A 24,771-nucleotide genomic window follows, 5' to 3' on the forward strand; every position below is an offset into this window, starting at 1 on the left:
ATGCGACAGTAAAGACACCCGGCTACTTTATCACCACATCCTTCAGCGAATAATTCGCCGTCGGCAGCACTTCGAAGCCTTCGACATTGGCGCGCATCGCATAGGCGGATTTCGGCATGAACAGGAAGATGAAGGGAGCGCCCTCATGCACCCGGGCTTCGATCTCCTTGAACATCTTGCCGCGCTCCTCGCCCTCATTGGTCTGGCGCTCGAGCGCATAGAGCTCGTTGACGCGATCGTCCTTCCACTGCGAGTGGAAGGCATTGGCGCGCTCCGGATTGACCATGGTGAAGCCGACGAGCTGATCCGGATCGATCGTGTCGCTGGTCGCATAGGACAGCGACAGCTCGAAATTGCCGGCCTTGGTGGTGCTGAACTGCGAGGAGCCTTCGATGGTCTGCAATTCGACCTCGATGCCGATCTGGCGCAGCGACGCCTGGATGGCGCTGCCGATCTGGCGGCTGGTCACGTCGCCGCCGCGCACCAACATGCTGGTCTTGAAGCCCTGCTCGAGTCCCGCCTCCTTCAGGAGCGCCTTGGCCTTTTCGAGATCGACCGGATAGGGCTTGAGCTCCTCATTATGATAGGCCATGACCGGGATGGAGGTGGTCGCCGCCACCGCATCGCCATGGAAGATGCCCTTGACCAGCGCTTCCTTGTCGACGGCATAGTTCATCGCCTGGCGCACGCGCACATCGTCGAAGGGCTTCTTGGTGGTGTTGATCTGCACCATGTCGATGCGGAAGACCGAGGCCAGGCCCACTTTCACGCTGGCATCGCTCTTGAGCGTCGCTGCCTGGTTGAACGGCACTTCGATGACGGCGTCGAGCTCGCCCGCCTTGAGCTTCAGCACGCGCGAATTGTCCTCCGGCACGATCTCGAGCGTGGCGCCGTCGATCTGCGGCTTGCCCTTCTCCCAATAATGCGGGTTCTTGGCGAGCTCCATCTTCTGTCCGCGCGCCCAGTTCGTCAGCACGAAGGGTCCAGAACCAATGGGCTTCTCGAAGAAGGCTTCGCCCTTCGCCTCGACCAGCTTGGCGGGCAGGATCGAGGCCGAGAACATCGCCAGATTGTTGATGATCGGGGTGAAGGGCTTTTCGAGCTTCATCACGATCGTGTGGTCGTCGACGACCTGATAGGTGGTGATCGGGCGGAAGAACCGGCCCCATTCCGATTTCTCGCCGGCGGCGCGCTTGAGCGAGAATTCGACATCGGCCGCCGTCACCGGCGTGCCGTCGGAGAATTTCGCATCGGCGCGCAGCTTGAAGCTGTATTCCTTGCCGTCGGGGGAGACGGTCCAGGATTCGGCGATGCCCGGCTCGAGCTTGGTGCCGTCCTTGCTCGGGCGGACGAGCTGGTCATAGATCTGCAGCTCCGCCCAGATCGAGGCATTGTCGCTCGACGCGATGGGATCGATGGTGAGCGCATCCTCGCGCACCCCGACTTTGAGCGTCGCGGCTTCGGCGGAAGCGAGCGGGATTGCGGTCAGGGCCATCGTCGCCAGCGCCGCGATGAAGGCCTTGGCCAGGATCGCCCGGCGTGAAAATCCTGAAACTGGGTTCCGATTGCGCATTTTAGCTCCTCCCGGACCTGATATTTGTGGTTATGAACTGGACTGGAACAAGCCGAATATCAGCGGCAGTTCCCTGACTGCCAGCCGCATATCGACGCCCGTCCCATAAGGGCAATCTCGGAGGCGGCACCCGAATGGTCAAATTGGAATATGGACGGCATCCATAACTTGAGGTTATGTGCTGGGCGACGAAGGAGGGTAGCTTGCGGTTGCGCCATATCGAGGTTTTCCACGCCATCAAGCAAGCCGGGTCGATCAGCAAGGCGGCGGCTTTGCTGGGCGTCTCGCAGCCCGCGGCCAGCAAGGTGCTGCAGCACGCCGAATCCTCGCTCGGCTTCAAGCTGTTCGAGCGGGTGAAGGGCAGGCTCCTGCCGACGGCGGAAGCGGAGCTGCTCTATGTCGAGGTCGCCAAGCTCAATCTGGGCCTCGAGCAATTGCGCAAGCTCTCCGCCAATCTGCGGCGCTTCCCGCAAGGGCGATTGCATGTCGGCTGCCTGCCGAGCCTCGGCCTCTCCATCATGCCGAAGACCATCCACGACTTCCGCAAAGCCTATCCTTCCGTCGTCTGCGAGGTCGAGACCAACCATATCGAGGCCCTGCTCGCCGCCTTGCGCTCGCGCCAGCTCGATCTCGCGATCTCGATCTTTCCCGACGAGCATCCGGACATCCGCACCCAGGTGGTGGGCGAGATGGACCTCGTCTATCTGGGGCCCCGCGACGGCGGCGATGTCGACCTGGCCGAGATCGAGGATCGCGAGCTCGTCGGCCTGTCGCGCGGCGACGGGGTCGGCGGCCTGATCGCCAAGGAGCGCGAGCGGCTGGGCCGCAGCTACAATCCCGGCATCGAGGTCCAGACCTATTATCTCGCTTGCGCCTTCGCCGCGGCCGGATGCGGCGCCACGATCGTCGATCGCCTGACCGCGCGCAGCATGCTGAGGCCCGGCCTGTATCTGCGCTCGCTCAGGCAGCGTCTCACCGTCGAGATTGCCGTGCTGACGCACGAGGCCAATGTCATTCGCGGCTTCTACACGGATTTCGTCACCATCCTGAAGAAATCGCTCTCCGCCATGCCCGATGTGGAGAGCGTCCCGCTTCACGACGCGAGAAATTAGATCACCTCGATCCAGCGCCGCTCGCGCGCCGAGCGCGCCATGCCGTGGATCACGCGCTCGATCTTGAGGCCTTCGGCGAAATTGACGAAGCATTCGCTTTGATCGGCGATGCAGTCGAGAAGATGCTTGGCCTCGATGACCTTGAGCTCGTTGAAGCCGAGCTGGTGTCCGGCGACGGGGGTGAACTGGGCATAGGGCGCATGGGCGGGACCGGTGAGAATGGTGCGGAAGCCGCGCGTCGCTTCCGGCCCCTCGCTCACATAGAGCTGCAATTCATTGAGCCGCTCCTGGTCGAAGGTCAGCATGCCCTTGCGGCCGTGGATCTCGAAGCGGATGAGGTTCTTGCGGCCCCAGGCGGCGCGGCTCGAGGTGAGCGTGCCGGAAATGCCGTTCCTGAAGCGCACGATGGCATGGGCGATGTCCTCGTTCTCGACCTCGCGCATCTCGCTCGTGCCGGGCACCGGGCGCTCCTTGACCACGGTCTCCATGTCGGCCGCGACCGAGGCGATGTCGCCGATGAGGAAATGCGCGAAGCTCACCAGGTGGCAGGTGATGTCGCCGAGCGTGCCGAGGCCCCAGAGATCGATGCGCGCCCTTTTGCTCCACGGCACGTCGGGCGAGGCCAGGTAGTCTTCGTCCACTTGCCCGCGGAAATGCACCACCTCGCCAATGGCGCCGGCCTGGACGAGGTGCCTGGCATGCAGCACCGCGGGGTTCTTGATGTAGTTGTAGCCGAGCAAGGTGCGGCCCTTGGCCTTCTCCGCCGCGGCGGCCATGGCCTGCGCCTCCTCGAGCGTCAACGCCATCGGCTTCTCGCACCACACATGCTTGCCGGCCGCGAGGAAGGCGACCGCCATCTCGCGATGCACGTTGTTGGGCGCGGTGATCGACACGATGTCGATCCTGGGATCATCGACGAGCTTGCGCCAATCCGTTTCAGCCCGGGCGAAGCCATATTCGGCGGCGCGCTTCTTGGTGAGATCGGGATCGATATCGCACAAGGTCTCGAGCCGGATTTCCGGCACGTCGCCGAAGACGGGCCGCACATGGCTCCAGGCCATGGCATGGCATTTGCCCATGAAGCCGGTTCCGATCAGCGCGACACCTAAGGACGTCATGACTATTTCTCGACCTTCCAAAAAAAGCAGGTCCCGACTTTCGCCGGGACCTGCGATCAACTCAACAGAAAACCGATCCTATTTATACTGATCGGCATTCTCCTTGGTGACGAGCACCGTGCCGGTGTCGATCACCGGATCGATCTTCTCGCCCTTCTGCAGCTTGACCAGGTTCTCGACCGCGAAGGCGCCCATATTCTTGGGCGCTTGCGCGACGGAAGCGGTCATGTCGCCGGCGATGATCGAGGCGGCGGCATCGGGATTGGCATCGAAGCCGACCACCATGACGTCCTTGAGCTTGTCGGCCGCTTTCAGCGCCTCGACGGCGCCCAGCGCCATATTGTCGTTGGAGGCGAACACCGCCTTGATGTTGGGATTGCCGGTCAGGATGTTCTCCATCACCGACTGGCCCTTGGCGCGGTCCCAATCGGCCGGCTGCTCGGCGACGACCTTGAGACCGCAGGCTTCGAGCCCGGCCTTCGAGCCATTGGCGCGCGCCTGGCCGGTCGACTGGGTGATGATGCCTTGCAGGATCGCCACTTCCGATCCCTTCTCGACCTTCGAGCAGATGAAATCGGCGGCGAGCTTGGCGCCGACTTCGTTGTTCGTGCCGATGAAGGTCACGCCTTCATTGGTGCCCTTGGTGTCGACGAACACGACCGGCACGTTCTTGGCTTTCGCCGCGTCGACGACGGGCGCCAGCGCATTGGGATCGGTCGGCGCCAGAGCGAGGCCGGCGATGCCCTTGGCGAGCATGTCCTCGAGCTGCGCGATCTGCGCCTGGACGTCGGATTCGGCCGGCGGCGACATGACCACCACCTCGACGCCGAGCTCCTTGCCCTTCTCTTCGGCTCCGGCCTGGACCGCGGCCCAGAACGGGTTGCCCGCGCCCGGGCCTTTCATGTCGAGCACGATCGGATCGGCAAAGGCCGAACCGGCGAAGCTCAGCGCCGCCACGGCGACGCCCGCAATCAGAAATCTCTTCATCTACTCCTCCCATGGACAAGACGTCTCCGATGGATCAGCGCTTCCGGCCTGGAGACAAGGCCGGAAGCGGCATTCACTTGCGTGTCGCGGCGCGCCGCCGCAGCACGTCGATATAGACGGCGATGATGATGATAAGACCGATGAGGATCTGCTGCCAGAACGGGCTGATATTGTTGAGATTGAGCCCGTTGCGCAAAAGTCCCATGATGAGCACGCCGGCGAGCACGCCAAGCACCGTGCCGCGCCCGCCGAAGAAGCTCGCCCCGCCGATGATCACCGCCGCGATGGCATCGAGCTCGGCCCCGACGCCGGCGAGCGGAAAGCCCGAATCGGTGCGTCCGGCAAGCAGCAGTGCCGCGAGCCCGGCGAAGAAGCCGCAGATCGCATAGACATAGACCAGCACGCGGTCGACATCGATGCCGGTGACGCGCGCCGCCTGCGGATTGCCCCCGATCGCAAAAATGTGCCGGCCCATATTGGTGCGGTTGAGGAAGAACCACAGGCCGATCGCGCACAGGATGACGAGGAAGAAGCTGACGGGCACGCCCGCCGGAGGGTTGAACAGGCCAAGAGTGTAGTATTTCTGGCCGAGATAGCGCACTTCCGGCTGGAGACCGGAGATCGGCGCCTGGCTGATGAGGCTGGTGAGGCCGCGCGCGATATTGAGCGTGCCGAGCGTCATGATAAAGGGATGCGGCAGTTTGAGCATCGTGTAGCCGAGGCCGTTGACGAGCCCCGAGGCGATGCCGACGAGGGGCGCCACCAGGATCACGATCGGCCAGGGCAGGCCCGCTTTGTCGGCGACCGCGAGGCAGATCATCGCCAGCGCCATCACCGATCCGACCGAGAGATCGATGCCGGCGGTGATGATGACCACGAACATGCCGAGCGCCAGCATGGCGGCGAAGGCATTCTGCTTCAGGATGTTGGAGATATTGGCCGCCGACAGGAAGGTCGCGGGCTGCGTCGCATAGAGGATCGCCATCATCACGATGACGACGAGGATGATGCCGTAGCTCTCGAGGAAGCGCGATAGAGCGGGATTATTGCTGATCATCAATGCACCCGGTCATGCGCGAGCTCAGCGGTATGACCCTTGGTCCCCATGATCCAGCCGATGACCTCGTTGCGGTTGGTCTTCTCGAGCGGCGAATCGGCGAAATTGGCGCCGTGGAAAAGCGCCATCACCCGGTCGCAGGCATAGAAGATGTCGTCCATGCGGTGCGAGATCATGATGACCGCGACGCCATGCTCCTTAAGCGACTTGATGAGGTCGAGCACCTTGCCGACTTCCTTGATGGCGAGCGCCGCCGTCGGCTCGTCCATGATGACGACCTTGGCGTCGAAAGCTGTGGCGCGCGCGATGGCGACCGCCTGGCGCTGGCCGCCGGAAAGCTCCTCGACTGGCTGGTCGACGCTCTTCACATGGATCTTGAGCTTGTCGAGATGGGCCTGCGCCATCTCGCGCTCCCTGGCCTTGTCGATGACGGTGAGGCCGGCGACACGCGCGCCGGGCTCGCGGCCGAGATAGATATTCTCGTAGATCGGCAGATTCCCGGCCAGCGCGAAGTCCTGATAGACCATCTCGATGCCGATATTGCGCGCCGTGCGCGGGCTCGAGAAATGGACGGGGCGGCCTTCGAAGATGAGCTGGCCCTCGCTCGGCTGATAGAGGCCGGAAAGGATCTTCATGAGGGTGGATTTGCCGGCGCCATTGTCGCCGACGACGCCGAGCGCTTCACCGGAGTTCACATGGAAGTTCACATTGCGCAGCGCCGTGATGGCACCGAAATATTTCGTGACGCCCTTGGCTTCGAGCAGCGGGGTTTCGGTGGTGGTCACCCGTCCATCCTCCCTTTCAGGACCTGGAAGCCGGTCCAAAATAGAATATTCTGGTGATTATTTTTGTTATTAGAACATTTATTCCATTTTTGCTTGACGCCGTCAAGCCCTTCTGTTGTCATGGGCCATGGCGACGACCGAGACCGCTCCCAAGGATTTCGCGACGCTCAAGGCGCTGATCATCGAGCGCGGCAAGACCTTGCCCAAGCGCCTGAGCCAGATCGCGGCCTTCGCCCTCGAGCACCCCGACGATATCGCCTTCGGCACGGTGGCGTCGATTGCCGAGCAGGCCGAGGTCCAACCCTCCTCGCTCATCCGCTTTTCCCAGGCCATGGGCTATCAGGGCTTTTCCGAGCTGCAGGAGATTTTTCGTGCACGCCTGCGCGACCGGGTGCCGAATTACGAGGAGCGCATCGCGCAATTGCGCGAGCATGCGAAATCGGCCTCGAAGGCGCATATCCTCTTCGAAGGCTTTTCGGAGGCGGCGCAGAAGTCGATCGCCGATCTTTCCGGCAAGATCGAGGCCAAGACGCTCGACAAGGCGGTGGCGCGGCTCGCCGGCGCCCAGACGATCTACATCATCGGCCTCAGGCGCTCCTTCCCGATCTCGTCTTATATGGCCTATGCCTTCGGCAAGCTCGGGCTACGCCATGTGCTGGTCGACGGGCTGGGCGGCCTCGCTTCCAACGACATCGCTTTCGCGACCCCCAAGGACGCCGTGCTCGCAGTGAGCTTCACCCCCTATGCCAGCGAGACCGTTACCTTGGTCAGCCAAGCTGTTCGCGCCCATGTGCCGGTGATTGCCATCACCGACAGCGCCTTCTCGCCCTTGGCGCGCGATGCCGAGATCTGGTTCGAGGTGGCAGAAGCGAATTTCGAAGGCTTCCGCTCGCTCGCCGCCACGCTGGCCCTCGCCATGACGCTGACCGTCGCCGTGGCGGAGAAAAGGGGAAGTTAGACACCTGCCCGAACTTCCCCTTCTCCCGCTCGCGGGAGAAGGTGCCCGAAGGGCGGATGAGGGTGTTGGTCAATCTTGCGGCAGTCTATCGGCAAACGCCAAGAGGATCATGTTCGTCACATCATCGAAACGATGATGTCCTGACTCTAGTCGGACTTCCGTCGGCACCTGGTTGCGCCGCAGCCAACGAGCCTGGTCGAGATGTTTCGGCTTAATGTTCCGCGTGATCATCGCATCAAAGAGACACCCTCATCCGGCCTTCGGCCACCTTCTCCCGCAAGCGGGAGAAGGGGAAAACAGGTAAGATTTCATCGCTCTTGTAATCGCGGGCCAAGCCGTGCGATTTGGGAAATCTCAGGCTATGAAGATGTGCCCGCAGTTGCGGTCATTCCGGCAAACGGCAATCGTCGCTATTTGACAATTCCCTGCTCCAAATTCCTATTCGGACCCTAACCTCTTGATATGCCTGAGGTCGGATTCTTTTTTGTAAAAATTCCCTGATAATCCCTGATAATCCCTGATTCCGGTCGTCACTTCACCTTCACCGGCTTGCCGGTCTTCCAGCTTTCGGTCGCCGCTTCCGCGAGCTTCTGGGCCTCGAGCCCGTCATGACCGGAGGCGCTCGGCGCCTTGCCCTTGCCCATCGCATCGAGGAAGGCCAGCACTTCGAGGCGATAGGCTTGCGTATAGCGCTCGATGAAGGAGAAGGGGATGAGGTCTTGCGTAAAACCTTGCGCATCGGCGCATTCGACCGTCGTCAGATGGACATTGCCGGCCCTGAGCATCGCCTTGCTGCCATGCACTTCGATGCGCTGGTCATGGCCATAAGTGGCGCGCCTGGAATTGGTGATGATCACCATGGCGCCGCGCTTCGTCTGCATGTGGACGGCCGCCGTGTCGACGTCGCCCGCCTTGCCGATATCGGGATCGACCAGGTTGCCGCCCAGCGCATGGACGGTCTCGATCGCTTCGCCGCCCAGGAGGAAACGCGACATGTCGAAGTCGTGGATCATCATGTCGCGATAGAGCCCGCCCGAGCGCTCGATATAGGCGACGGGCGGCGGTGAGGGATCGCGGCAGGTGATGGTGACGATCTCGACATCGCCCGCCTCGCCTTTGCGCAGGCGCTTCTCGAGATTGGCGAAATTGGGATCGTAGCGGCGATGGAAGCCGATCATCAGCGGCACTTTCGCCTTCTCGACCGCGGCCAGACACTTCTCGATCCGCTCGACCGACAGCGACACCGGCTTCTCGCACAGGATCATCTTGCCGGCCCTCGCCGCCTGTTCGATGAGATCGGCATGGGTGTCGGTCGGGGTCGCGATCAGGATCGCATCCGTGTCCTTGGCCTTGATGACCTCCTCGACCGAGGCGACCTTGGCGCCGACCGATTTGGCGAGCGTATCCGCGGCCCTGCCGTCGGCATCGGCGACATAGGCGACCTTGGCCCGGCCGGAACCGGCCAAGGTGGCGCCATGAACCTTGCCGATACGTCCGGCACCCAGAATTCCGAAGCTGATCATGCGGCCTCCCAAAACGGAACAAATATTCTGAATTGACGATTGAATAGAATTATTGTTTCATATCGTCAAGCGTACATAGGTACATAAGAGCGAACTCAATTGGGAGGCCCATGGCGGAACTTGACGTCATCACGATCGGCCGGTCTTCCGTCGATCTCTATGGGCGAGAGATCGGCTCGAGACTCGAGGACATCGCGTCTTTCGCCAAGTCGGTGGGCGGCTGTCCCTCCAATATCGCCATCGGCACGGCGCGTCTCGGACTCAAATCGGGCCTCATCACCCGTGTCGGCGATGAGCAGATGGGCCGTTACATCAAGGAGCAGATGGCCCGCGAGGGCGTCTCGCTTAAGGGCATCGTCACCGACAAGGAGCGGCTGACCTCGCTCGTTTTGCTCTCGGTCGAGAACGACAAGACCTTCCCGCTCATCTTCTATCGCGAGAACTGCGCCGACAGCGCGCTCAGCGAGGACGACATCGATCCCGACTTCATCCGCTCGAGCCGTGCCGTCCTCGTCACCGGCACGCATTTTGCGCGGGCCAATAATCATGCCGCCCAGAGGAAGGCGATGGCGATCGCCAAGGCGAAGGGCGCCCGCATCATTCTCGATATCGACTACCGGCCCAATCTCTGGGGCCTCGCCGGCCATGCCGCGGGCGAGGAGCGCTACATCAAGTCGGACAAGGTGTCGGAAAGCTTGCAGGCGATCCTCGCCGATTGCGATCTCATCGTCGGCACCGAGGAGGAAGTGCATATTGCCGGCGGCGCGGAAGACACGCTCGGCGCCTTGCGCAAGATCCGCTCCATCTCCAAGGCGGCCATCGTCCTGAAGCGCGGACCCATGGGCTGCGTCGTATTCCCGGATGCCATCCCTTCGCGCATCGAGGACGGCATTGTCGGCCAGGGCTTTCCGATCGAGGTCTATAATGTGCTGGGTGCCGGCGACAGCTTCATGTCGGGCTTCCTGCGCGGCTGGCTCAAGGGGGAGGACTATGCGACCGCGGCGACCTGGGCCAATGCCTGCGGCGCCTTCGCCGTGTCACGCCTACTTTGCTCGCCCGAGATCCCGACCTGGGAGGAATTGCAGTTCTTCCTGAAGCACGGAAGCCGGCACAGGGCGTTGCGCCGCGACGAGGCGATCAACCATGTCCATTGGGCGACGACGCGGCGCCCGCAACCGGAAAGCCTGCTGGCCCTTGCGATCGATCACAGGAAGCAGCTCGAGGACATGGCCGACAAGCTCGGCGTGCCGCGCCGGCGCATCGCCGATTTCAAGCGCCTGGCCGTCAAGGCGACGGCCGATGTCGCACAGGGCAAGCCGGGCTTCGGCATGCTGCTCGACGACACCTATGGCCGCGAGGCGATGTTCGATGCGGCAAAGCACAATTTCTGGATCGCCCGGCCGCTGGAAGAGCCGGGCTCGAGGCCTCTGCGCTTCGAATTCACCCAGGATGTCGGATCGCGTCTCGTCGAATGGCCGGTGGGCCACACGATCAAGTGCCTCGCTTTCTATCATCCCGATGACGACAAGGCGTTGAAGGACGAGCAGGCGCGGAAGCTGCGCACGCTCTTCGAGGCGACGCGCGGCATCGGCCGCGAATTGCTGGTCGAGATCATCGCCGGCAAGCATGGGCCCGTGCAGGACGACACTATTGCCCGGGCACTGGCCGAGCTGTATGCGCTGGGCATCAAGCCCGACTGGTGGAAGCTCGAGCCGCAGGCCTCGGCCGCGGCCTGGCAAAACATCGGCGCGGTGATCGACCGCAACGATCCCTATTGCCGCGGCATCGTACTCCTGGGGCTCGAGGCGCCGGAGGCCGAGCTCGCCACGGCCTTCGCCGTCGCGGAAGGCCAGGCGCATGTGAAGGGATTTGCCATTGGCCGCACGATCTTCAATGATGTGGCGAAAGACTGGCTCTCAGGTCAAATGAAGGACGACGACGCCGTTGCCGCCATGGCTCGGCGTTTCGGCAAGCTCGTCCAATTATGGAAGAGGACGCATTCATGACCAAGACGATCCGCCTCACCACGACCCAGGCCTTGGCGCGGTTCCTCACCCGCCAGATGACCGTGATCGACGGCCGCAAGCAGCCGGTCTTCGCCGGTGTCTGGGCCATTTTCGGCCATGGCAATGTCGCCGGCATGGGCGAGGCGCTCTATGGCGTGAAGGACGAATTGCCGACCTATCGCGCCCATAATGAGCAGGCCATGGCCCATACCGCCATTGCCTACGCCAAGGCGACGCGCCGGCGGCGCATGATGGCCTGCACCACCTCGATCGGCCCGGGCGCGCTCAATATGGTGACGGCGGCCGCCGTCGCCCATGTCGATCGTCTGCCGGTGCTGTTCCTGCCGGGCGACGTCTTCGCCAACCGCAAGCCCGATCCGGTCTTGCAGCAGATCGAGAATTTCGGCGACGGCACGGCTTCCGCCAATGACTGCTTCCGCCCCGTGTCGCGCTATTTCGACCGTATCGCGCGGCCCGAGCAGCTCATCCCGGCCTTGAGCCGCGCCATGGAGGTTCTCACCGATCCGGCCGATTGCGGCCCCGTCACCCTGGCGCTCTGCCAGGACGTGCAGGCCGAGGCCTATGACTATCCGGCGAGCTTCTTCGCCGAGAAGATCTGGGCTCAGCGCCGCATCCGCCCCGATGAAAGTGAGCTTGCACGCGCCGTGAGCACCCTGCGCGCGGCGAAGAAGCCGATGATCATCGCCGGCGGCGGCATCCTTTATTCGGAAGCCTCATCGACGCTCGCCGGTTTCGCCGAGCGCCACGGCATCCCGGTGGCCGAGACCCAGGCCGGCAAATCCTCGCTTCCCTTCCTGCACAAGCTCAATATGGGCGCCGTCGGCGTCACCGGTACATCGGCCGCCAATCATCTGGCGGAAGAGGCCGATGTCATCCTGGCGGTCGGCACGCGCCTGCAGGACTTCACCACCGGCTCCTGGGCGCTGTTCAAGAACCCGGGGAAGACGATCATCGGCCTCAACACCCAGGTCTTCGATGCGACCAAGCATCAGGCTCTGCCGCTCATCGCCGATGCGCGTGTCGGCCTCGAGGAGCTCTCCGCCAATCTCGGCAGTTACAAGACACCGTCGATCTGGACGAAATCGGCCGCGGACGGCTTCAAGGCCTGGATGAAGGAAGCCGATGCGGTGACGGCGGCAGCCAATACGCTTCCTTCCGACGCGCAAGTTATCGGCGCAGTGCAGCGGGCGCTCGGCCGCGACATATCGGTGCTGTGCGCCGCAGGCGGCCTACCCGGCGAATTGCACAAGCTCTGGCAGGCGAGCACGCCCTCTTCCTACCATCTCGAATATGGCTTCTCCTGCATGGGCTATGAGGTCGCGGGCGGCATCGGCATGAAGCTGGCGCAGCCCGATCGCGAGGTCGTGGTGATGGTGGGCGACGGCTCCTATCTCATGCTCAATTCCGAGCTCGCCACCTCGGTGATGATGGGCGTCAAGCTCACCATCGTGCTGCTCGACAATCGCGGCTATGGCTGCATCACCAGGCTGCAGAAGGCGACCGGCGGGGCGCGCTTCAACAATCTCTTCACCGACACGGTGCATGAGAGCTTGCCCGAGATCGATTTCGCCGCGCATGCCAGGAGCCTTGGCGCCATCGCCATCAAGGTGAGCTCGCTTGCCGATCTCGCGACCGAGCTCAAGAAGACGAAGTCCACACCTCGCACCAGCGTCATCGTCATCGACACAGACCCCTGGATCTCGACCGAGGCTGGCGGCCATTGGTGGGATGTCGCAGTGCCGGAAGTCTCGGCCCGCAAGGAAGTGGAAGCGGCGCGGAAGAAATATGAGACGGCGCTCAAGCAGCAGCGCGTAGGCGATTAACGAAGGAGATAGACACTATGGCAATCCGTATCGGCGCCAATCCGATCGGCTGGTCGAATGACGACATGCAGGAGATCGGCGGCTGGATCCCGCTCGAGCAGTGCTTGAGCGAGGCGAAAGCCGCAGGCTTCGTCGGCATGGAGCTCGGCAACAAATTTCCGCGCGAGGCGGCGAAACTGCGCCCGATCCTCGACAAATACGGCCATGCGCTGATCGGCGGCTGGCATTCGATCTTCCTGATCGAGCGCGATGCCGAGACCGAGTTCGCCGAGGCCGCCCATCACCGCAAGCTGCTCAAGGACATGGGCACGAACGTGTTCATCGTCGCCGAATGCACCCGCACGATCCATGGCGACAAGTCGAAGCCGCTCTCGACTCGTCCGAAGATGACGGAAGCCGAATGGAAGCGCTTCACCGAGCGCCTGACGAAGCTCGCCGAGCTTCTGCGGAAAGAGGGCTTCCAGCTCGTCTATCACCATCACATGGGCACCGTCATCCAGACGCCGGAAGAGATCGACCGGTTGATGAAGGAGACAGGCGAGGCCGTGCATCTTTTGCTCGATACCGGCCACGCCACCTGGGGCGGCGCCGATCCGACCGTTCTTGCCCGCAAATACCGCAAGCGCATCAGCCATGTGCATTGCAAGGACGTGCGCCCGGCGGTGCGCAAGGAAGCGGATGCGAAGGACTGGTCCTTCCTCGATAGCGTGCTCGCCGGCGTCTATACGGTGCCGGGCGACGGCATGGTCGATTATGTATCGGTATTCAAGGAGCTGCCCGGCTATTCCGGCTGGGTGGTGGTCGAGGCCGAGCAGGATCCGAAGAAGGCCGAGCCCGCCAAATATGCTAAGATGGGCCATGACAATCTCGTCCGGTTCCTCAAAGCTGGCGGACTCCTCTGATGCCAAAGCTGCTCGTCAAGCCCAAATCCGGTGACGGCCGCATCCTGCATGTGACGCCCGAGACGGCGGGCTGGACCTATGTCGGCTTCGATCTGTGGAAGCTCGGCAAAGGTCGGTCTGTGAAGGCCGAGAGCAAGGATCGCGAAACCTGCCTCGTCTTCGTCGCGGGCAAAGGCCGCGTCAAGGTCGGTGGCAAGGATCTCGGTGTCATCGGCGAGCGCATGTCGCCTTTCGAGGGAAAACCGTGGTCGGTCTATGTGCCGGCGGGTGACGCCTGGAGCGTCACGGCCGAGACGCCGCTCGAGCTCGGCGTCTGTTCAGCACCCGGCTCAGGCAAGGTGCCGGCGCGCGTCATCCGTCCGGATGATCTCGGCCAGGAGACCCGCGGCAAGGGCACCAACACGCGCTATGTCACCAACATCCTGCCCGAGACCGAGCCGGCGGAGAGCTTGCTGGTGGTGGAGGTCATCACGCCCGGCGGCCACACCTCGTCCTATCCGCCGCATAAGCACGACCAGGACAACCTGCCGCATGAGTCGTTGCTGGAAGAGACCTATTACCACCGCTTCAACCCATCCCAGGGTTTCGGCTTCCAGCGCGTCTATACCGACGACCGCTCGCTCGACGAGGCGATGGCCATCGAGGACGGCGATCTGACGCTGGTGCCCAAGGGCTATCACCCTTGCGCCGCCACGCATGGCTATGATCTTTATTATCTTAATGTGATGGCAGGGCCGAAGCGCACCTGGAAGTTCCACAATGCCAAGGAGCATGAATGGCTCATCGCCAGGTGAAGCGCTCCATCAGATAATCGGGCTCGGGATCGAACTGGGTCTGGCCTTCCGACACGCCCGTCGTGACGAGAAGTGTCGAGAGCCCCGCGCCGCGGCCGCCCGCGACGTCATGCTCGGCGCTGTCGCCGATGCACAAGGCCCGGCGCGGCCGCCCGATGATCTTGAGCGCATGGTCGTAGATCGCACGGTGGGGCTTGCCGATCCATTCGACCTTGCCGCCTTGCGCCTCATAGAGCGCCGCGATGGCGCCGGGCGCAGGCTCGAGACCTGCAGGCGTGATCATGAGCTTGTCGGGGTTACAGCAGATCGCCGGCACGGTCAGGCCTTTGAGCATCAGCGCATACTCATCGAGCGAGGTTGCCGGTGCATTCGAGCCAAGGATAAGGATCACATCGGCCTGTTGCGGATATGATACGATCTCGAAATGATCGAAGCCATAATCGTCGCAATCCTTGCCGATGATGAAGGCGCGCCTGGACTTCGATGATTTGAGCCGCTGATAGGCAACCTCCCCCGAACTCACCGCATCGACATAGAATTCGCGCGGGATTCCCATTCTGGTGAGGCGGGCGATATTCGCGATTGTGCGCTTGCCGGAATTGGTCATCACCGCGATCGGGATCTTCAATTCATGCAGCTTGGCCAGAACATCGAGCGCGCCAGGATAGAGCCTTGCGCCGTCATGCAGCACGCCGAACTGGTCGATCAGCATGCCGTCATAGTCGGACGCGATCTCCGAGAGACCTTCAATAGGGATCATGGCCGATCCCTCGCCAGGCGAGCCGCGCGGTGCCGACCGCGGCATGCTCGCTCCTGGGCGGCAGGCTTCTGACCTTGAGCAGCTTTTCACGGATGCGCGTCCAGGGCTCATTGGCAGCGCCGCCGCCAACGCTGCGCAGCGTCTTGAGCGGTGACGCGCCGAGTTCGGCGAGCCGCCGATAGCCCGAAGCCTCGACGCCGGCGATGCCTTCGAGCAGGCCCTGGAAGAAAACCCGCTCGTCATCGGGCTTGGGCGTGACGCGCGATTGCATGGCGGGATCGTTGATCGGGAAGCGCTCACCGGGCTTGGGCAGCGGATAGTAATCGAGCCCGGTCGGATGGTTGGGATCGATCAGCGGGGTGAGGCGCACGATGGCCGCGCGGTCGAAATGGACGGCAAGCGCCGCGCCGCCCGAATTGGAGGCGCCGCCCGCCAGCCACTGATCGCCGATGCGATGGCTGTAGATGCCGTAATTGGGCGCAAAGACCGGCCGGTCGGAGAGCAGCTTCAGCGTCAAGGTGGTGCCGAGCGAAGTGACGCCGTCGCCCGGATCGCTGGCGCCGCTAGCGAGGAAGGCGGCGCAGCCATCGGTCGTGCCGGCGACGATGGCGGTATCGCGCGGCAGGCCATAGCGATCGGCGACCGCGGGCAGGATCGTCCCGGTGCGCTCGCCCGCCGCCACCACTTGCGGCAGAAGATCCATACGGAGACCCGTCTTTCTGATCCAATCCGGCCAGGTCCGCTTCACCGGATCATAGCCGGTCTTCAGCGCGTTGTTCTCGTCGCTGACATCGAAGCGCCCGGAGAAGCGCCCGGCGATCCAGTCCGCTTGGTGCAGGATGCGTTGGACGCCTTCCTTGTCCTGCATCTCGAGCGCCCGCGCGAGAGGTGACGAGCCGCCGCGCGCCGCCGTCTCCTCGGGCGCCACCTTCGTCACCGCGTCGAGGAATTTTTCGTCCGCCACGTCATTATACATGGCGGCCAACTCGATCGGTGCGCCGTCCTTGTCGACGGGCAGGATCGTTCCCGATGTGCCGTCAACGGCGAGCGCCAGGACCTGGTGCTCCTTGAATTTCGCCTTGAGCCCGAGCAGCACTTCATCGACCGCGGCCGCCCAGATATGCGGGTCCTGCCACAGCCGGCCAAAGCTCTGCTGCGGCAGCGTCATGGCCGTCTGGCCCATGGCGAGGATCTCACCGTCCGGCCCAAGGAGAACGGCGCGCACGCCGGATGTGCCGATATCGATCCCGAGGGCGGCTTTGTTCATTCCTTCCTCCGCTCGGCAATGGCCAGAATGCCGGATGCGGTCGCTTCATCGGTGATCAATATGTCGACCATTTGACCTTTGAGCACGCCATGCAGGATCTCGATCTTGTCCGGTCCGCCTGACGCCATGATGACGCAAGGCACGGATTTGAGATCGAAGGGCGAGAGCGCCACCGCGCGCTTGTTGAGCGGATGGTCGACGAGCCTGCCGTCGACATCGAGCCAATGGGCGCAGAGATCGCCGACCGCGCCGGCCTTTTTGAGCGACCGGCCATCGGCCTCGCCGATGAGATCGACTTGGTGGATGGTGCTGTCGGAAGCAAGTCCGCCCGCTGAGACAAGGACGAGATCGACCTTGCGCAGGCGCTCGAACACATCCTTGATCATCGGCTGCTGGGCGAGGAGATCGCGGGTTGCCTCCGAATCGGCAAGCGCGGGAGCAGCGATATAGAAGCATTGCGCATCGATGAGATCGGCGAGATGGGACGCCGTTTCATGCGGATTGACGGCGGCGCCGCGGGTGAGTCCGCCCATCAGCGAGACGACCGAGACGCGGCGCAGCGGCCGGCGTGGCACCGATCTGAGGCTCAGGCGCAAGGTGCGGCCCCAGCCGACGCCGACCGACATGCCGTCCTTGAGCCGTTCGGCCAGCGCATTGCCGGCGGCAGCGCCGATCACATGGCGCACCAGCGCCTGGTCGGGCGGCGTCGGCACGATGATCGCCTGGTCGATGCCGAAACGCTCCTTGATCTTGTTCTCGAGCTCGATGCAGTCGGCAAGCCTTCCGGTGATCCTGATCTGCACCATGCCCTGCTCGCGCGCCTGGGCGAGCAGCCGGTTGACGCGGATGCGGTTGATGCCGAGCTTCTTACCGATCTGCGCCTGGGTCAGGCCGGCGACGAAATAGAGCCATGCGGCGCGCGTCGCGAGCTGCTCGTCGCGATCGACAGTGAGCACCAGCATGGACTCGTCGTTCATTTGACCGGCTTGCGGTATTTCTCGTCGATGGCATCCATCTTGGCGACCTTGGGCGCCGAGCGGCCGCCCTGGAATTCGGCATTGAGCCAGATATCGGTGAGCATCTTCGCCACTGCCGGCCCGACGATGAGCTGACCGAAAGTGATGATCTGCGCGTTGTTGGAGGCCATGGCGCGTTCGGCCGTATAGGGATCCATCACCGGCACGGCGCGCACCCCCGGCACCTTGTTGGCGGTGATCGCCATGCCGGCGCCCGTGCCGCAGACCAGGATGCCGCGCGGATAGTCGCCGCGCCCGACGGCTTCGGCGACCTTCACCCCGATGTCGGGATAGTCGACCGGATTGCTGTCGACGACGCCCATGTCGTTGACCTCATAGCCTTTCGCCTTGAGATGCTCGACCAGCGTGTTCTTCAATTCGAGGCCCAGGTGATCGGCGCCAATGGCGATGGATTTCTTCTCTGTCATGACACACTCCGTCACTGATTCACGTATAGCGATGCAGCCTGTCCCACGGCATGTCGAGCTTCTGGTTGCCGGTCAGCGCCGTGAGCAGGGCTTGCGTGACCGGGAGCGATTGGGCATCGAGCCGGCCCGTCGCCATCAGGCGCTTCAACGTCGGCGCCAGCGTGATGCCGAGCTCCGCGCCTTCGATCGTATCATCCTTCATCGGCCCCGCTTTGACTTCGGCGTAAGAGAGGCCGAGGCCGAGCTGCCGTCCGAGCCTGGAGTTCCGACCGGCCTGGCAGGTCACATAGAGGTCGCCCGCCCCCGGCATGCCCCACACGCTTCGGTCCTTGCCGCCGAGGAAGCGCGCCAGCACCATCATCTCGGCGATCGCTTGGTCGAAGATCACCGAGGCGGCGTTGAAGTTGAAGGCGTTGTTCTCGGTCTTGGGCGCCTTCTCGAACTGGCCCTGCGCCCAGCCGACCGAGATGGCGAAGAAATTCTTGAAGGCGGCACAGAGCTCGACCCCCTCCATGTCGTCGGAGACGCGCGGATGATAGTAGTCGGTGGCGAGCATGTCGCAGAGCTTCTGCGCAAGCCCCGCGGTGCGCGAGGTGATGACGACACCGGTCTGGCGGCGCACCGCCAATTCGCCCGCGATGCAAGGTCCGCCGACCGCGGCGAGATCGAGCGCGAGACCCTTGCGGCGCTTCACCTCGCTGTGCACGAAATCGGGCAGTGGCAGGATCGTGTCGTCCGTCGGCATCAGGCCCTTGGTGATCATCATCACCGGCACGGGATCCTTGAGAGCCTCGCACAGGCGCTCGATGGCCCAGCCGACCCCCGCCGAGCTCACGCCCAAGATGAGGAGGTCCGTGTCATTGCCCAAGGCCTTGGCGAAATCACTGTATGGAAAGGCCTTGACGCCGTCCGGCAGCTTCACATTGAGACGCGGATGGCGTCCGGTCTTCGCCGCGCTGTCGATGATCGCCTGGTCGAGATGCGTGCCGACCAGCCTCACCTCATGGCCCCTGTCGCGCGCCGGCAGGATCATGGCCGATCCCATCACGCCTGCACCGAGAATTGTGATCACTGCCATGATCTTATCCCACTATAGAATCGCATTCCCGCTCTCCGCATCGAAGAGGTGGATCCGGTCGAGCTTTGGCTTGAGGCCGATGATCTCGTCGCGCTTGAGCTGAAGCCTTTCATCGGTGATGGCGCAGATTTCCTCGCCGGCGAGCTCGGCATAGATATGGATTTCAGGCCCCGTCGGCTCGATCACGCTCACCTTGGCGGCAAGCCCGTCGCCTTGCGCGACGGGATCGAGATGCTCGGGGCGCACGCCATAGATGACCTTGCGGCCCGCTTCGGCTTTGACGCCCTTGGGCAAGGGCAGCAGCGCGTCGCCCGACTTGACCCCGAGGCCGTCCTTCGCCGCGACCGTCTCGCCTTTCAGGAGATTCATCGCCGGCGAGCCGATGAAGGCCGCGACGAAGAGATTGGCCGGCCGGTCATAGACTTCGAGCGGCGAGCCGATCTGCTCGATGCGGCCGTCGCGCAGGATGACGATCTTGTCGGCCATGGTCATGGCCTCGATCTGGTCATGCGTCACATAGACCGTCGTCGTCCTGAGCCGCTCGTGCAGCTCCTTGATCTCGGTGCGCATCTGCACGCGCAATTTGGCGTCGAGATTGGAGAGCGGCTCGTCGAACAGGAAGACCGCCGGATCGCGCACGATGGCGCGGCCCATGGCAACGCGCTGGCGCTGGCCGCCCGACAATTCACGCGGGAATCGCTTGAGATAGGGCTCGAGATTGAGGATCTTTGCCGCCCAAGTGACCTTCTCGTCGATCTCAGGTTTCGGCCGTTTGGCGAGCTTGAGCGAGAAGCTCATATTGTCGGCGACATTCATATGGGCATAGAGCGCGTAGTTCTGGAACACCATTGCGATGTTGCGGTCCTTGGGATGGACGTCGTTGACGCGCCTTCCCGCGATCTCGATATCGCCCTTGGTCACCGTCTCGAGGCCGGCGATCATGCGCAGAAGCGTAGACTTGCCGCAGCCCGAGGGGCCGAGCAGCACGACGAAGGAGCCGTCCTCGATGTCGAGATCGATGCCATGGACGACCGCCACATCGCCATAGCTCTTGAAGACTTTCTTGGCTGAAACCGATGCCATCAGTTGATCCCGTCCCTATTGCGCATCACGTGAAAGGAAATCATCGAGCAGGCCCGCATCATCCGCAAGATCGAGGAAGGACCAGCGGTTGCGGACGTCGCGGGCATATTTCATGGCGTCCCGCCAGATCTTGCGCGGCAGGCCCATTTCGGTCGTGGTGGTGGGTCCGCCGGCGGCTTTCAGCGCCTTCTCCATCTCCTTGGGGTCCATCGCGAAGGGCTTCAGCTCCTCGCGCAATTGCGGCCACAGGCTCTCGAGCTTGGCGTTGAATTCGTCCGCACCCTTCCGGTCGAACGCCTTCTTCTTGGCCTCGGCATAGCACATCATGCCGATCTCGCGGCCGTAGCGGTCGATGAATTCCGCCTCGACGATATGGGTCGGCTTGATCTTCGGCGCCTTTTCGAGGGCGAGCAGCTCGGCCTGGAGCCTCGCAATGGCGAGCGAGGCGACACCCACTTGCTGGCCATGGGTTGTGCCGGGATGGGCGGGGCCGGCGAACATGTCGATCCAGTGCGACACCTGATGCTCGCCCATCGAGCCATGATGCGAGATGCCGGTGAAGCACACGCCGAGGCCGCACAGCGTCAGCACGCGATGCAGGTAGCCATTGGCGGCGACATCGTGCCTGGCGAGGCCGGCCGCGGCATCCAGCATCGGCTTCTCATCGTCCTTCTGCAGCACATAGGGCACGGAGGAATAGAACGTATCGAACAGGCGGTGCGAGGCCCACCAGTCGATCTGCGCCGTCGAGCGGCAGAGGCAGTCGCCAAGGCCTGCCGCCGACAGCCAGGTGGGCGCTTCGGCCGAGACCTTGAGATCGAGGAAGATTCCCTTGGGCGCATGCGCCGGCAGCGATGTCTTGTAGCCATTGGCGAGCGTCACCGAGGCGGTGGACGCCGCATAGCCGTTCATCGAGGCGGCGGTGCCGAAGGTGGCATAGGGCCGCCCGTCCTTGAAGGTGGCATATTTGCAGGTGTCGCTGAGCGCCCCCGATCCGACCGCGACCAGCGCATCGGCATGGCGGGTCTTCTCCTGCACCAAGGCGATCGTCGGCTCGTCGCATTCCATATTGCCGGGCATGACGATCTCTTCGACGGAGCCCAGACCTTTCAGTTCCTTGGCGACGCGCCGGCCCATCGCTTCCAGCGTATTCACATCGGACACGACCGCGAGGCGCTTGCCGAGCTTCAAGGGTGCGGCGACATCGGCGGCACCGCCATCGAGCGTCTCGGCGAGCAGGATCGTCTTGAACGGAACCTTTGCCGGCTTGCCCGTCTCCGGATCGGCCCAGTTTCCGGCGACGACGTCGGCGATCAGTGCATTCCAGTCGCGCATCGCTTCAGGCATTCACGGGGCTCCTTTGGGCGAAAGCGGCCATACGGGCATTCCATTTCGAAAGTGACGGCCAGAGATCGGCATAGATGGCGGAAAGCTCGGCATAGCGAGCTTGCGCTTCCTTGTCGGGGGTGAAGCTCTTGATCAGCGACCCGGCCATGGCGCGCGCCGCATCGGTGACCGATGCGTACCACCCGGCGCCAGTCGCGGCAGCGATGGCGGCGCCCAGCGACGAGGCTTCGACCGTGGTCGAGCGCAACACCTTGCGCCCGGTCGCATCGGCGATGATCTGGCACCAGAGATCGGATGCGGCGCCGCCGCCAATGGCGATGAAATGATCGATGGGCTCGGTCGTCCTGGCGATCTTGTCGGTAACGATCGCCTGCTCGAGGGCCACGCCTTCGAGAAGGGCGCGATAGACGTCGCCGCGCCGGTGCGAGGCGGTGAGGCCCGCTATGACGCCGCGCGCATTGGGATCCCAATAGGGCGTCATGCAGCCCGACCAATAGGGCACCAGTGCCAAACCATTGGCGCCGATCGGCGACAGCGCCGCTTCCGCTTCGAGCGTCTTGAAGATCTGCGGGTTCTTGCCGGCTTCGACATTGAACAACTGCTCGACCAGCCAATTGACGAGGAACGTGCCGGTGCGCAGGCAGGATTCATAGATATAGCCCTCTTCGGCCACGGCATTCATGGTGCGGAAAGCAGGATCATGGGCATAAGACTGGCCGAAGCTGCCCGACACCACCGCCGTGCCGAGATTGAGATAGGCGCGGCCTTTCTCGAATATGTTGGCGCCGGTGCCGGCGCATTGCCCGTCGCCGCCACCCGCGACCACGATGACATCTTGCGGCAAGCCTGTCGCTTCCGCCGCCGACGTCGTCAATGGGCCGATCTTCTCACCGGGCTTTACGAGCTTCGGCAATTGCGCGCGCGTCAGACCGACCGCTTTCAGGAGCGTGTCCGACCAGTCCTGCGCCTTCATGTCGATGAGACCCATGGGATCGGCGGAAGCGGTCGAGGTGACCCATTCGCCGGTGAGCTTGTGCACCAGCACGCCATGGACTTCGGCTGTCCTGGCGGTCTTCTGCCAGATATCGGGCATATGCGCTTGGAACCAAGCGCAGCGATAGAGGCAAGGCGTCAGATCGACCGGCTTGCCGGAAATGCGATGGATCTCTTTGCCCCCGACCGCCTTGACCAGGCGGTCGATCTCGGAGCGGCCGCGCTCGTCGAGCCACAGCGTTCCGGGCCGCAGCGCTTGGCCGGCTTTGTCGAACTGGGCGAAGCTTTCGCGTTGATTGGAAATGGCGATGGCGGCGATGCGCTCAGCGGCTACTTTATCGAGAAGCCCGCGGATCGCTTTCTGCGCCGAGGCCCACCAGTCGTCTGCCTCCTGCTCGAACCATCCGGCTTGCGGATTGTTGAGAGCGATCGGCGCGCGGCCTTCGGCCAAGGCGCGGCCTTCGCGGTCCCAGGCGATGGCCTTGGTCGCCGTCGTAGAAGAATCAAGGCCAATGACAAGATCGCGGATCATGCACTCATCGAAACGAAAAAGAGCGGCGGAGACGGGATGAAGTCCGCCTCCGCCAGTTTCAGGGAGTCTTACAGGAGGCCGGCGTCCTCGACGGCCTTGTCGATCAGGCTGGCGACATTATCCATGCACTTCTTGGCATCGCCGCCATAATCCTGGTTGGTGAGGAGCTTGCCGAGCTCGACCGGGATTTCGTTGTTGGAGAAACCGGCCCACAGAGGCATGTCGGGCTCGGACGCCATGACATTGTCGATGGTCCACTTCACCACTTCGAGATGGCGCGTCGTGCCGGGGCCGACCACCGCCTTCGCCTTGACGCGCGGATCCTCGAAGGAGGAGATGCGCATCGGCGCGAAGCCGCCCAAGAGCGTACAGCGGGTCATGATCTCTTTCGAGCAGGCCCACTGCATGAAGATCCAGGCGGCGTCGAGATTCTTAGAATATTTCGACAGGCCGAGGATCGAGCCGCCCTGATGCCCGACATTGGGAATCTCGCCGAAGCCCGCTTCGGCGACAGGGCGCACGCCCGTCATCGAGGAGATCGGGTGCAGCGGCTCCCACAAGCCCTTCACCTTCGAGTCATCGGCATCGAGTCCGGGGAAGAACTCGTCCCAGCTGTTGACCAGCGCCACCTGGCCCGCCTGCATCATCTGGAACTGGCCGTCCCAGGTGGAGGCGGTCGACTGCGGCGGGGCGTTCTTCAGCATCTCCTGATACCATTGGAGACCCTTGATCGCCTGCTCGTCATTGCCCTTGAACTTCTTGTCCTTGCCGAAGATCGAGCCGCCATGGCCCCAGACCGCCGCCGTCCAGTCGCATTCGAGCGAGTAGTGGCCCGATTTCGCCTGGAGACCGGTGCCGAAGATGCCATTCGCTTTCTCGGCTTCGGTGATCGCTTTCACGCCGGCGGTGAATTCGTCGAAATTGGTCGGCGGCTTGATCCCGTGCTTCTCGAGGATGTCCTTGCGGTACATGGTGATGAAGATCGGGATGTCGAAGGGAATGCCGACCCATTTGCCGTCATAGACGGCGAGGCCTTCGACCAGCGGCTTCGAGAAGTCGTCGAAGTCGAAGCCCGGCATCGCGAGATCGGGCTTGTCCTTGTAATACTGCACCGGATCGACCGTGTCCTGCGAGAAGGTCGCGGTCCAGGACTGGTCGAGATAATAGACGTCATAGGTGCCGAGCTGACCCTGGACGTCCTGCGTCGCCTTGGCCAGCACCTGCTCGAGCGGCACGATCTCGATCTCGACCTCGATGCCGGTCGCGTCAGTGAACTCGTTCTTGATCTGGTTGAGGACGACGGTCGGCGGTGTCGCTTCCGACGTGTAGCGCACCTTGCTGCCCTTGAACTTACCGCCGACATCCTTGAGCCACTTGGTCATCTCTTCCGGCGTCTGCGCGTAAGCGGCATTGCCGCCGAGATTGCCGCGGAACGGCCGCGTCGAGCCGAGGAGTCCCGAGGCGAAGGCCGAGAAGCCGATGCCGGCCATGCCGGCCTTGCGCAGGAAGTCGCGCTTGGAGATGCGCCGGGCGGCAAAGTCGCGCGCCGTGTCGATGATGAAGGTCTTCTTATCGTATTCTCTGAAACTCATTAATTCCTCCCATGGG

Annotated in this window: 21 protein-coding genes; 6 read left to right on the forward strand and 15 right to left on the reverse strand. The window is 63.2% G+C overall.

What is annotated here, in order from left to right:
• Positions 1–22: 22 nt before the first annotated feature.
• Positions 23–1,573: an ABC transporter substrate-binding protein gene (locus DS839_RS11230; RefSeq protein ID WP_368911504.1), complete on the reverse strand. Its 1,551-nt coding sequence runs from the start codon at positions 1,571–1,573 to the stop codon at positions 23–25.
• 203 nt (positions 1,574–1,776) lie between these two features.
• On the opposite strand from DS839_RS11230, the gene DS839_RS11235 reads away from it, so the two are divergent.
• Entirely contained in the window at positions 1,777–2,685 is a 909-nt protein-coding gene (locus tag DS839_RS11235) for a LysR family transcriptional regulator (RefSeq protein ID WP_162918453.1), read from the forward strand.
• Here the strand turns inward: DS839_RS11235 and DS839_RS11240 are convergent.
• The 4 genes from DS839_RS11240 to DS839_RS11255 all read right to left on the reverse strand — a co-directional run bounded on the left by DS839_RS11240 (position 2,682) and on the right by DS839_RS11255 (position 6,632).
• A complete protein-coding gene (locus DS839_RS11240; RefSeq protein ID WP_119270426.1) occupies positions 2,682–3,803 on the reverse strand; it encodes a Gfo/Idh/MocA family protein in 1,122 nt (373 codons plus the stop codon). The genes DS839_RS11235 and DS839_RS11240 overlap by 4 nt on opposite strands.
• A 78-nt stretch (positions 3,804–3,881) precedes the next feature.
• Positions 3,882–4,790 carry a sugar ABC transporter substrate-binding protein gene (locus DS839_RS11245; protein WP_119270427.1) on the reverse strand — a complete coding sequence of 303 codons (909 nt, stop codon included), beginning with the start codon at positions 4,788–4,790 and terminating at the stop codon, positions 3,882–3,884.
• A 73-nt stretch (positions 4,791–4,863) separates the two neighbouring features.
• Positions 4,864–5,847 (reverse strand): ABC transporter permease, encoded by a 984-nt coding sequence (locus DS839_RS11250; RefSeq protein ID WP_119270428.1) that lies wholly within the window; start codon positions 5,845–5,847, stop codon positions 4,864–4,866.
• Entirely contained in the window at positions 5,847–6,632 is a 786-nt protein-coding gene (locus DS839_RS11255; RefSeq protein WP_119270429.1) for an ATP-binding cassette domain-containing protein, read from the reverse strand. Before DS839_RS11255 ends, DS839_RS11250 begins: the two co-directional genes overlap by 1 nt.
• A gap of 127 nt (positions 6,633–6,759) precedes the next feature.
• Here DS839_RS11255 and DS839_RS11260 point away from each other — a divergent pair, with 127 nt between their 5' ends.
• Positions 6,760–7,590, forward strand: a complete 831-nt coding sequence (locus DS839_RS11260) for a MurR/RpiR family transcriptional regulator (protein ID WP_119270430.1) — start codon at positions 6,760–6,762, stop codon at positions 7,588–7,590.
• A gap of 530 nt (positions 7,591–8,120) precedes the next feature.
• Here DS839_RS11260 and iolG read toward each other — a convergent pair.
• Complete coding sequence (gene iolG, locus DS839_RS11265) at positions 8,121–9,113, reverse strand: inositol 2-dehydrogenase (protein WP_119270431.1); 993 nt, start codon at positions 9,111–9,113, stop codon at positions 8,121–8,123.
• A gap of 110 nt (positions 9,114–9,223) precedes the next feature.
• Here iolG and DS839_RS11270 point away from each other — a divergent pair, with 110 nt between their 5' ends.
• The 4 genes from DS839_RS11270 to iolB are packed head-to-tail and all read left to right on the forward strand — an operon-like array spanning position 9,224 to position 14,659.
• Positions 9,224–11,119: a bifunctional 5-dehydro-2-deoxygluconokinase/5-dehydro-2-deoxyphosphogluconate aldolase gene (locus DS839_RS11270; RefSeq protein WP_119270432.1), complete on the forward strand. Its 1,896-nt coding sequence runs from the start codon at positions 9,224–9,226 to the stop codon at positions 11,117–11,119.
• Positions 11,116–12,963, forward strand: a complete 1,848-nt coding sequence (gene iolD / locus DS839_RS11275; protein WP_119270433.1) for a 3D-(3,5/4)-trihydroxycyclohexane-1,2-dione acylhydrolase (decyclizing) — start codon at positions 11,116–11,118, stop codon at positions 12,961–12,963. The genes DS839_RS11270 and iolD overlap by 4 nt, the downstream gene beginning before the upstream one ends.
• Positions 12,964–12,980: 17 nt before the next feature.
• On the forward strand, positions 12,981–13,865 hold the full coding sequence (gene iolE, locus DS839_RS11280; RefSeq protein ID WP_119270434.1) for a myo-inosose-2 dehydratase: 885 nt from the start codon (positions 12,981–12,983) through the stop codon (positions 13,863–13,865).
• Positions 13,865–14,659 carry a 5-deoxy-glucuronate isomerase gene (gene iolB, locus DS839_RS11285; RefSeq protein ID WP_119270435.1) on the forward strand — a complete coding sequence of 265 codons (795 nt, stop codon included), beginning with the start codon at positions 13,865–13,867 and terminating at the stop codon, positions 14,657–14,659. The genes iolE and iolB overlap by 1 nt, the downstream gene beginning before the upstream one ends.
• On the opposite strand, the gene DS839_RS11290 is transcribed toward iolB, so the two are convergent.
• The 9 genes from DS839_RS11290 to DS839_RS11330 form a co-directional block, all read right to left on the reverse strand.
• Positions 14,646–15,419: a TIGR01459 family HAD-type hydrolase gene (locus DS839_RS11290; RefSeq protein ID WP_162918454.1), complete on the reverse strand. Its 774-nt coding sequence runs from the start codon at positions 15,417–15,419 to the stop codon at positions 14,646–14,648. The two genes, iolB and DS839_RS11290, sit on opposite strands and share 14 nt — an antisense overlap.
• Positions 15,406–16,686: an FGGY-family carbohydrate kinase gene (locus DS839_RS11295; RefSeq protein WP_119270437.1), complete on the reverse strand. Its 1,281-nt coding sequence runs from the start codon at positions 16,684–16,686 to the stop codon at positions 15,406–15,408. Before DS839_RS11295 ends, DS839_RS11290 begins: the two co-directional genes overlap by 14 nt.
• Positions 16,683–17,663, reverse strand: a complete 981-nt coding sequence (locus DS839_RS11300; protein WP_119270438.1) for a sugar-binding transcriptional regulator — start codon at positions 17,661–17,663, stop codon at positions 16,683–16,685. Before DS839_RS11300 ends, DS839_RS11295 begins: the two co-directional genes overlap by 4 nt.
• A complete protein-coding gene (gene rpiB, locus DS839_RS11305) occupies positions 17,660–18,130 on the reverse strand; it encodes a ribose 5-phosphate isomerase B (RefSeq protein ID WP_119270439.1) in 471 nt (156 codons plus the stop codon). Before rpiB ends, DS839_RS11300 begins: the two co-directional genes overlap by 4 nt.
• 19 nt (positions 18,131–18,149) lie before the next feature.
• Complete coding sequence (locus DS839_RS11310; RefSeq protein WP_119270440.1) at positions 18,150–19,208, reverse strand: NAD(P)H-dependent glycerol-3-phosphate dehydrogenase; 1,059 nt, start codon at positions 19,206–19,208, stop codon at positions 18,150–18,152.
• Between the two features lie 12 nt (positions 19,209–19,220).
• A complete protein-coding gene (locus DS839_RS11315) occupies positions 19,221–20,291 on the reverse strand; it encodes an ABC transporter ATP-binding protein (RefSeq protein ID WP_119270441.1) in 1,071 nt (356 codons plus the stop codon).
• Positions 20,292–20,306: 15 nt separating this feature from the next.
• Positions 20,307–21,638 carry an iron-containing alcohol dehydrogenase gene (locus DS839_RS11320; RefSeq protein WP_119270442.1) on the reverse strand — a complete coding sequence of 444 codons (1,332 nt, stop codon included), beginning with the start codon at positions 21,636–21,638 and terminating at the stop codon, positions 20,307–20,309.
• Positions 21,631–23,163 carry a xylulokinase gene (locus DS839_RS11325; RefSeq protein WP_119270443.1) on the reverse strand — a complete coding sequence of 511 codons (1,533 nt, stop codon included), beginning with the start codon at positions 23,161–23,163 and terminating at the stop codon, positions 21,631–21,633. Before DS839_RS11325 ends, DS839_RS11320 begins: the two co-directional genes overlap by 8 nt.
• 68 nt (positions 23,164–23,231) lie before the next feature.
• Positions 23,232–24,755, reverse strand: coding sequence for an ABC transporter substrate-binding protein (locus DS839_RS11330; protein WP_119270444.1), 1,524 nt, complete (start codon positions 24,753–24,755; stop codon positions 23,232–23,234).
• Positions 24,756–24,771: the final 16 nt, after the last annotated feature.

This window comes from Taklimakanibacter deserti, assembly GCA_003574785.1.